This is a genomic window from Aeromicrobium sp. CnD17-E (assembly GCF_024124745.1).
In the GTDB taxonomy this organism is placed as follows: domain Bacteria; phylum Actinomycetota; class Actinomycetes; order Propionibacteriales; family Nocardioidaceae; genus Aeromicrobium.
The window spans coordinates 1-7731 of the sequence record NZ_JAMXRU010000128.1 but is presented as its reverse complement, the minus strand read 5'-3'; the positions used below and the strand labels follow the sequence as shown (position 1 = coordinate 7731).

Below are 7731 nucleotides of genomic sequence, written 5' to 3'. Positions count from 1 at the left end.
AGCCGCCAGCCGACGCGGGCGTCGGCGAGCTCGGCGTCGACCACGGCCAGCGCCTCGTCGGTGGCGGAGACGGCGTGCAGACGTCCCGGTGCGACGGCCTCGGCGAGCCAGGTGGTCGCGACGTCGACGGCGTCAGGCCCGACGGCCACGGCCGTGCACGCCGTGGCGGAGGGGTCGCACGGTGGCGTCGACGGTCGGACCGCCCACGCCGGGACGCTGGTGAGCTCGAGGGCCGGGTTCACAGCAGGCTCGCGTCGCGGTGCCCGGTGTAGAAGGCCAGGGCGCGGTCGGGCGTGCTGAACCCGATGCGCGAGCCCTGGGGGAAGAAGATCGCGTCGTGGCGGCGCGCGACGAGCTCCTGCCCGGTGTCGAGGTTCACGAGGTGGAGCTCGCCCTCGAGCACGACCTTCATCTCGTCGTAGTCGTAGAAGTACTCGAGCGGCTCGTCGGTGTGCAGCAGCTCGAAGTACCCGGAGCACATCACGCTGTCGTCGGGGTTCTCGTAGACGTCGCCGATGAAGCCGAGCGTGCTGCCGATGTTCATGGGAGGCAGCCCGACGTGGCCGTCCGCGGTCACGCGGAAGGGTGGGACGGACGTGGCGGTCTGCGTGTCGGCGGTCATGGCACCCTCCGGATCGTTGATTCTTGCGACGAAACTTTGTTACCTACGATGAAACACGGGCGGTGTTTCGTCGGCATGACCTGCGCGAAAACCTCTGGTCTCCGAGGTCTGCGGAGCCCGTGAGCCCGCTCACGCGACCTGCGCGACCGTGGGCCCGTTGGTTCACTGGGCACGTCACGACGTTCGAGTACTCCAACCTCAGCGGACGGCCGCCCGGCCCGGTGGTCTCCAAGCTGGCGCTGGTCCTGCCCGGCGTCCGCAGCGTGATGGAGCAGGTCGAGCCGTACGCGCGCTGGTGGGAGGACGCGAACCGTCGCGCCCTCGGCTCCGGTCGGCCGCTGTGGGTCGCGCTCGGCGACTCGATGACCCAGGGCATCGGCGCGAGCGCACCCGACCGCGGCTGGGTGGGCCAGCTGGCCGGCGACCCGCCGTCGGCCCTGCGCGACGTCGCGGTGCTCAACCTGTCGTTCAACGGCGCACGCGTGCTCGACGTCCTCGACCGACAGCTCCCCGCCCTCGAGCAGGTGCGTGCCATCGGGCACGACGTCGCGCTGGTGACCCTGCTCATCGGCAACAACGACCTCATGAGCCCGCGCTGGAGCCGCCGCCTGCCGGCCGCGACGGAGCAGCTGCTCGACGCCGTCCCGCGGGGCACGGTCGTGGCGACGCAGCCGGGCCTGCAGCGCTCGGCCGTCGCGTTCAACCGGGTCGTCGATGCCCGCGCCCGCGCCGGCGCGATCCGCGTCGCCGACTTCCGCGTGCCGCACATGCGCGACTGGCGCGGACGTCTCGCCGAGGACCGCTTCCACCCCAACGACCGCGGGTACGCCGGCATGGCGGAGGTCGTCCGCCGCGCCCTGTAGCGTCGGCCGCTACGGTGCCCGCATGTCCTTCGTGCTGCTGCAGTCCGACGGTCCGCTGCGGACCATCACGCTGAACGACCCGGAGCGGCTCAACGCCCTCGACTGGCCCCTGCTCGACGAGCTGCGCGACGCGGTGGCCACCGTGGCGGCCGACGAGCACGCCCGCGCGCTGCTCGTGACCGGCGCTGGGCGCGCCTTCTGCTCCGGCGCGAACGTGACCAACCTGTTCGGCGACCGCACCCGCCCCGTCGACGAGCTGCGCGACCACCTCATGAAGGTCTACGCGTCGTTCCTGCCGATCCGCGACCTCGCGATCCCCACCATCGCGGCCGTGCACGGCCCCGCGGTCGGCGCCGGCCTCAACATCGCGCTCGCCTGCGACGTGATCGTCGCCGGCCCCCGCGCTGGGTTCGGCCCGACCTTCACCCAGATCGGCCTGCACCCCGGCGGCGGCTGCACGTGGATGCTGACCCAGCGGATCGGCTCGGCCAACACCGCCGCCGCGCTCTACGCGGGCGACGTCATCGGCGCCGACGACGCGCTGCGCCTCGGCCTCGCCCAGGAGATCGCCGACGACGCCCAGACCCGCGCCCGCGACGTCGCGCTCGGCTGGTGCGAGCGCAGCCCCGTGCTGATGGCGCACGTGAAGGAGTCGGTGCGCGTCGCGGCCACGTCGGACGCGGCCACCTCGCTCGACGTCGAGGCGCAGTTCCAGGCAGAGTCGCTGTCGAGCCCGGAGTTCGAGCGCTTCGCCGCGCGGTTCGCCAAGGACTGACGGCCGGGACGGATTCCCAGGTCGACCTGGTAATCCCAGCCGCGCACGGCTTGCTTCCCGTGCCTGGCTGAGATTCCCGTGCCTGGTGAGGAGATTCCCAGGTCGACCTGGGAATCTCCGCTCACGCGGCGCCGTGGGCGTCGGCGACGAGGCGCGCCTCCTCGCGCAGGGCCTGGACGACGAGGCGGACGGAGGGGCGCTCGAAGCGGTCGGGGCGCAGGACGGCGGAGATCTCACGGCGAGCGCGGACGCCGAGCAGGGGGCGGGTCACCAGGCCGTTGCCGTGCTCGCGCGTCGTGAAGCGCGGCAGGATCGCGAGGCCGTGCCCGCCCGCGACCATCGCCTCGACCACGCCGTTGTCGGCGAAGCGCTGCGCGACCTGCACGGGCTGGCCGGTCGCGACCACGACCTGCTCGAGGACGCGGTCGAAGGGGTAGCCGGGCGGGACGCCGATCCAGGTCTCACCGACGACGTCGCGCGGCGACAGGTTCGCCTTGCGGGCGAGCGGGTGGTCCTGCGGCAGGGCGACGTCGAGCGGCTCGCTCATCAGCGGCACGACCTGCAGGCCGCGGTCGTGCCAGGCGGCCGACGTCGTGGGCGAGTCCGACAGCACCACGTCGTGGTCGGCCGTGAGGTCGCCGACGGCGTCAGGGTCCTCGGTGTCGGTGCACAGCAGCTCGACGTCGGGCCGCTCGGCCATCCTGGTCAGCAGCCCGGGCAGCAGCATCTCCCCTCCCGTCGGGAAGGTCACCAGCGTGACGCGGCCGGCCGGCTGCTCCATGAAGGCGCGCCACTCGCCCTCGGCACGCTCGATCGCGACCGCGATGTCGGTGGCCGCGCGGGCCAGCGCTCGACCCGCCTCGGTCAGCGCCACGCCCCGCCCGGCCGGCTCGACGAGGGGGTAGCCCGCCTCCTTCTCCAGCGCCTTGAGCTGCTGCGACACCGCCGACGGTGTGACCCTCATCGCATCGGCGACGGCACCCACCGAGCCCCGCTCCGACAATTCCCTCAGAACCATGAGACGACGGACATCCATGTAGTGATGCTACACGTTACGTGAAGTTCTCTTCGCTTGTCCTTGACAGTGGACAGCACGACCATGGACGTGTCAGCTCGTCCCCACCCCCTTCGAGGAGGCCCCCCATGATCGCTCTCGCCGTGCTCGGCGCCGTCGTCGTCACCGTCGGTGTCACCAAGTCCGCCTACCTCGTCGCCCGCGACGGGTACGGCCGCATCCCGACCATCCAGCGCTTCTGAGACCCGCCGTCGGTCCCCGCGACCGACGGCCCCCACCTGGCCGGGTCCCGACGCCCCGGCCAGGTCACCCGCCGCCCGGCGCGACCCCCGGGCGCACGCACGCCGCCACCGACGCTCCCCCGACGCCGGTGGCGGCGTTCGTTAGTCTCGGGCCCGTGACCCGCCTCGTCGTCGGCTTCGACCTCGACATGACGCTCGTCGACTCCCGGCCCGGCATCGGGGCCACCTACCGGGCCCTCGCGGAGGAGACCGGGACGTTCATCGACGTCGACCTCGTCACCTCCCGCCTCGGACCGCCCCTCGAGGCCGAGCTCGCGCACTGGTTCGAGCCCGAGCAGGTCCCCCAGGTCGCCGACCGCTACCGCGCGCTCTACCCCGACCTCGCGATCCCGCGGGTCGAGCTGCTCCCCGGGGCGCGCGAGGCCGTGCAGGCCGTGCTCGACGCCGGCGGCGAGGCCTTCGTCGTCACCGGCAAGAACGGGCGCAACGCCGCCCTGCACCTCCAGCACCTCGCGATCGACCTCGACGTCGTCGGCGAGGTCTGGCGCGAGGGCAAGGCCGACGTGTTCCGCGCCCGTGGCGTCACCGCCTACGTCGGCGACCACGTGCACGACATGGAGGCGTGCCGGTCGGCCGACGTCGTCGGGGTCGCGGTGCCGACCGGTCCGTGCAGCCCCGACGAGCTGCGCGCAGCGGGCGCCGACCACGTCGTCGACGACCTGCACGGCGTCGTCGGGCTCGTCCCCGACCTGTCCCGCTGACGGGCGCACGGAGGTCGGCCGACCCACGTGACGCACGAGTCGGCTCCCGGGACTTGTGTCAGGCCCCTCATCTGCGGATACTTGAAGTTACCTGCCGGTAGCACCCATCGGTAACACGTGTGCACCGGACACCGCACCCTCGATCCAGGAACAGGCAGTCATGAGCCACTACAAGAGCAACCTCCGCGACGTCGAGTTCAACCTCTTCGAGCTGTTCGGACGTCAGGACGTCCTCGGCACCGGTGCGTTCGAGGAGCTCGACCTCGACACCGCGAAGAGCATCCTCGCCGAGACCGAGCGGCTGGCCCGCGAGGACCTCGCCCCCTCCTTCGAGGACTCCGACCGCAACCCGCCCGTCTACGACCCCAAGGCGATGACGGTCACCATGAACCCCGCCTTCGCCAAGAGCTACAAGGCGTGGATGGACGCCGAGTGGTGGCGTCTGCAGGTCCCTGAGGAGCTCGGCGGCCAGAAGGCCCCCTCCTCGCTCATCTGGGCGATCGGTGAGTTCGTGCTCGGCGCGAACCCGCCCATCTGGATGTACTCCGCCGGCCCGGCCTTCGCGCGCATCGTCTTCGAGAACGGCACCGAGCGCGACAAGAAGATCGCCGAGTTCATGACCAACCGCCAGTGGGGCGCCACGATGGTGCTCACCGAGCCCGACGCGGGCTCCGACGTCGGCGCGGGCCGCACCAAGGCCTACCCGAACGAGGACGGCTCCTGGAACATCGAGGGCGTCAAGCGCTTCATCACCTCGGCCGAGCACGACATGAGCGAGAACATCATGCACCTCGTCCTCGCGCGCCCCGTGGGCGTCGAGGGCGCCGGCGGCCCCGGCACGAAGGGTCTGAGCCTCTTCCTCGTCCCGAAGATCCACTTCGACCACGAGACCGGCGAGCTGACCGGCGAGCGCAACGGCGCCTACGTCACGAACGTCGAGAAGAAGATGGGCATCAAGGTCTCCACCACGTGCGAGGTCACCTTCGGCGACCCGTCGACCGGTGGCGGCGAGCCGGCCAAGGGCTGGCTGCTCGGCGAGGTGCACGACGGCATCAACCAGATGTTCCGCGTCATCGAGAACGCCCGCATGATGGTGGGCGCCAAGGCCATCGCGACGCTGTCGTCGGGCTACCTGAACGCGCTGGAGTACGCCAAGGAGCGCGTCCAGGGCGCCGACCTCACCCAGGCCGCCGACAAGACCGCGCCGCGCGTGACGATCACGCACCACCCCGACGTCCGCCGCTCGCTCATGACCCAGAAGGCCTTCGCCGAGGGCCTGCGCTCGCTCGTGTTCTACACGACGACCTGGCAGGACGCGATCATGCAGAAGGCGGAGTCCGGCGAGGACGCGTCGCTCGAGGAGTCGGTCAACGACCTCCTGCTCCCCATCGTCAAGGGCTACGGCTCCGAGCGCTCCTGGGTGCTGCTGGGCACCGAGTCGCTGCAGACGTTCGGTGGCTCCGGCTTCCTGCAGGACTACCCGATCGAGCAGTACGTGCGTGACGCCAAGATCGACACGCTCTACGAGGGCACGACGGCCATCCAGGGCCAGGACCTCTTCTTCCGCAAGATCGTGAAGGACAAGGGCCGCGCCATCGGCTACCTCGCCGAGCAGGTGGGCGAGTTCGTGAAGAGCGAGGCCGGCAACGGTCGCCTCAAGGTCGAGCGCGAGCTGCTCGCGACCGGCCTCGACGACGCCCAGGCCATCCTGGGTGCCGCGTTCACCGACCTCATGGCCAGCAACCCGGCCGACGAGAAGGGCGACCTGAAGAACCTCTACAAGGTCGGCCTGAACACGACGCGTCTGGTGTACGTGCTCGGCGACCTCGTCGTCTCCTGGCTGCTGCTGCGCGGCGCCGAGGTCGCGATCGCCAAGCTCGACGAGGGCGCGACCGGCTCGGAGAAGGCGTTCTACGAGGGCAAGATCGCGGCAGCGTCGTTCTTCGCGCGCACCGTGCTCCCCCGCCTGACCGCCGAGCGCGCGATGGCCGAGAACGTCGACGCCAGCATCATGGAGCTCGACGAGGCTGCGTTCTGAGCCTCGGCACCGACCACCACGACGAAGCCCCCGCCCGGCACCGGGCGGGGGCTTCGTCGTGCGTGGGGCTCAGGCTGCGGCGACGGACGCCCGGCCACCCGACCGGGTCGCGCCCACGCCCGCCGCGACCACGCAGGCCAGACCCAGCACGGCACCCACGTCCGGCACCTGGTCGAGCACGACGAGCCCGACGACCAGGGCGATCGCCGGCTCCAGGCACATCAACGTCCCGAACGCGGCGGTCGTGAGCCGCCGCAGCGCCAGCATCTCCAGCGCGAACGGGACCACAGGCACGAGCATCGCCAGGCCCACGCCGACGACGAGCAGCTCGAGGTCGAGGTGGCCGATCGTGGCCGGCCCGGCCACGATCGTGGCGACCAGGCCCGCCACCGGCATGGAGACGCCGAGTCCCACGATGCCGTCGGCCGCGTCGCCCACGCGCTGCGTGAGGACGATGTAGCCCGCCCAGCAGCAGGCCGCGCCGAGCGCGTAGAGGACGCCGCGGCCGTCGATCTCCCCGCTCCAGGGCTGGGTCAGCAGCAGGACCCCCGCCGCAGCCAGCGCGGGCCACACCCACGTGCCGCGTCGCCCACGCAGCACCGCGACGGACAGCGGACCCAGGAACTCCAGCGCGCTCGCCGTGCCGAGAGGCAGCCGGGCGACGGCCGCCATGAACAGCATCGTGACGCCGGCCGTCACGACGCCGAGCGCCACGCAGGCCCGGAGCGTGGCCGGGCTCAGCCCGCGGCGCCAGGGGCGGACGAGGACCGCGAGGATGACGCCCGCCCAGGCGAGTCGCAGCCACGCCGCACCCTCCGAGCCGATGCGGTCGAAGAGTCCGACGGACACCGCGAGACCCAGCTGCACCGACGTCATCGACGCCAGCGCCATGACCGCCCCGCGCGGGGCGCCGTCGGGGATGGTCGAGGACGAGGACGAGAGCTGCACCGTACTAGGAGACACGCTACGGTCCGTCCGCGTCCACGTGACGATGCTAGACGAACCGTCCGTCGAACAGGGACGATGCCCCTGTGAACACCGACCGTCTCGCCGTGCTGCTCGAGCTGTCGCGGCACGGGTCCATGCGTGCCGTGGCCGACGTCCTGATGACGAGCACCTCCACCGTGTCGCAGCAGGTGGCCGCCCTCGCCCGCGAGGTGGGGACGCCGCTCGTGGAGCCGGACGGTCGAGGCGTCCGGCTCACGCCCGCGGGTCGTCGGCTGGCCGACCACGCCGTCGCGATCCTCGCCGCCGTCGAGGCCGCTCGCACCGACCTCGACCCCGACGCCGAGCCGGCCGGCACGGTGCGCGTCGCCGGCTTCGCGACGGCCGTCCGCACCACCCTGCTGCCGGTCGTGGCCGAGCTCGCGGTCACGCATCCCGCCGTGCGGGTGGTGGTGCACGAGCTGGAGCCG

At 71.9% G+C, this 7731-nt stretch carries 9 protein-coding genes; 5 read left to right on the top strand and 4 right to left on the bottom strand.

Going from position 1 to position 7731, the window contains the following annotated elements; translation table 11 throughout:
• Window positions 1–242 (bottom strand): hypothetical protein (locus NH339_RS16385; protein ID WP_253027091.1); only part of this gene is annotated, 242 nt, incomplete at its 3' end.
• Entirely contained in the window at window positions 239–622 is a 384-nt protein-coding gene (locus NH339_RS16380; RefSeq protein ID WP_253027090.1) for a hypothetical protein, read from the bottom strand. The genes NH339_RS16380 and NH339_RS16385, both read right to left, overlap by 4 nt.
• A gap of 119 nt (window positions 623–741) precedes the next feature.
• Here NH339_RS16380 and NH339_RS16375 point away from each other — a divergent pair, with 119 nt between their 5' ends.
• Entirely contained in the window at window positions 742–1485 is a 744-nt protein-coding gene (locus tag NH339_RS16375; RefSeq protein ID WP_253027089.1) for an SGNH/GDSL hydrolase family protein, read from the top strand.
• Between the two features lie 22 nt (window positions 1486–1507).
• Window positions 1508–2260 carry an enoyl-CoA hydratase gene (locus NH339_RS16370; RefSeq protein ID WP_253027088.1) on the top strand — a complete coding sequence of 251 codons (753 nt, stop codon included), beginning with the start codon at window positions 1508–1510 and terminating at the stop codon, window positions 2258–2260.
• Between the two features lie 121 nt (window positions 2261–2381).
• Here NH339_RS16370 and NH339_RS16365 read toward each other — a convergent pair whose 3' ends face one another.
• On the bottom strand, window positions 2382–3278 hold the full coding sequence (locus NH339_RS16365; protein ID WP_253027092.1) for a LysR family transcriptional regulator: 897 nt from the start codon (window positions 3276–3278) through the stop codon (window positions 2382–2384).
• 394 nt (window positions 3279–3672) lie between these two features.
• Here NH339_RS16365 and NH339_RS16360 point away from each other — a divergent pair, with 394 nt between their 5' ends.
• Both NH339_RS16360 and NH339_RS16355 read left to right on the top strand, forming a co-directional pair.
• Window positions 3673–4278, top strand: a complete 606-nt coding sequence (locus NH339_RS16360) for an HAD family hydrolase (RefSeq protein ID WP_253027087.1) — start codon at window positions 3673–3675, stop codon at window positions 4276–4278.
• Window positions 4279–4438: 160 nt separating this feature from the next.
• Window positions 4439–6316 carry an acyl-CoA dehydrogenase gene (locus tag NH339_RS16355; RefSeq protein ID WP_253027086.1) on the top strand — a complete coding sequence of 626 codons (1878 nt, stop codon included), beginning with the start codon at window positions 4439–4441 and terminating at the stop codon, window positions 6314–6316.
• A gap of 69 nt (window positions 6317–6385) precedes the next feature.
• Here NH339_RS16355 and NH339_RS16350 read toward each other — a convergent pair whose 3' ends face one another.
• On the bottom strand, window positions 6386–7264 hold the full coding sequence (locus NH339_RS16350; RefSeq protein ID WP_253027085.1) for a DMT family transporter: 879 nt from the start codon (window positions 7262–7264) through the stop codon (window positions 6386–6388).
• Window positions 7265–7347: 83 nt separating this feature from the next.
• Between NH339_RS16350 and NH339_RS16345 the strand changes: the two genes are divergently transcribed.
• The coding region (locus NH339_RS16345; protein WP_253027084.1) for a LysR family transcriptional regulator at window positions 7348–7731 on the top strand (384 nt) is incomplete at its 3' end.

Bases quoted from the DNA above. Each gene is read 5' to 3' on its own strand.
- NH339_RS16370 (WP_253027088.1), top strand. From the start codon at position 1,508: ATGTCCTTCGTGCTGCTGCAGTCCGACGGTCCGCTGCGGACCATCACG.
- NH339_RS16355 (WP_253027086.1), top strand. From the start codon at position 4,439: ATGAGCCACTACAAGAGCAACCTCCGCGACGTCGAGTTCAACCTCTTC.
- NH339_RS16365 (WP_253027092.1), bottom strand. From the start codon at position 3,278: ATGGTTCTGAGGGAATTGTCGGAGCGGGGCTCGGTGGGTGCCGTCGCC.
- NH339_RS16380 (WP_253027090.1), bottom strand. From the start codon at position 622: ATGACCGCCGACACGCAGACCGCCACGTCCGTCCCACCCTTCCGCGTG.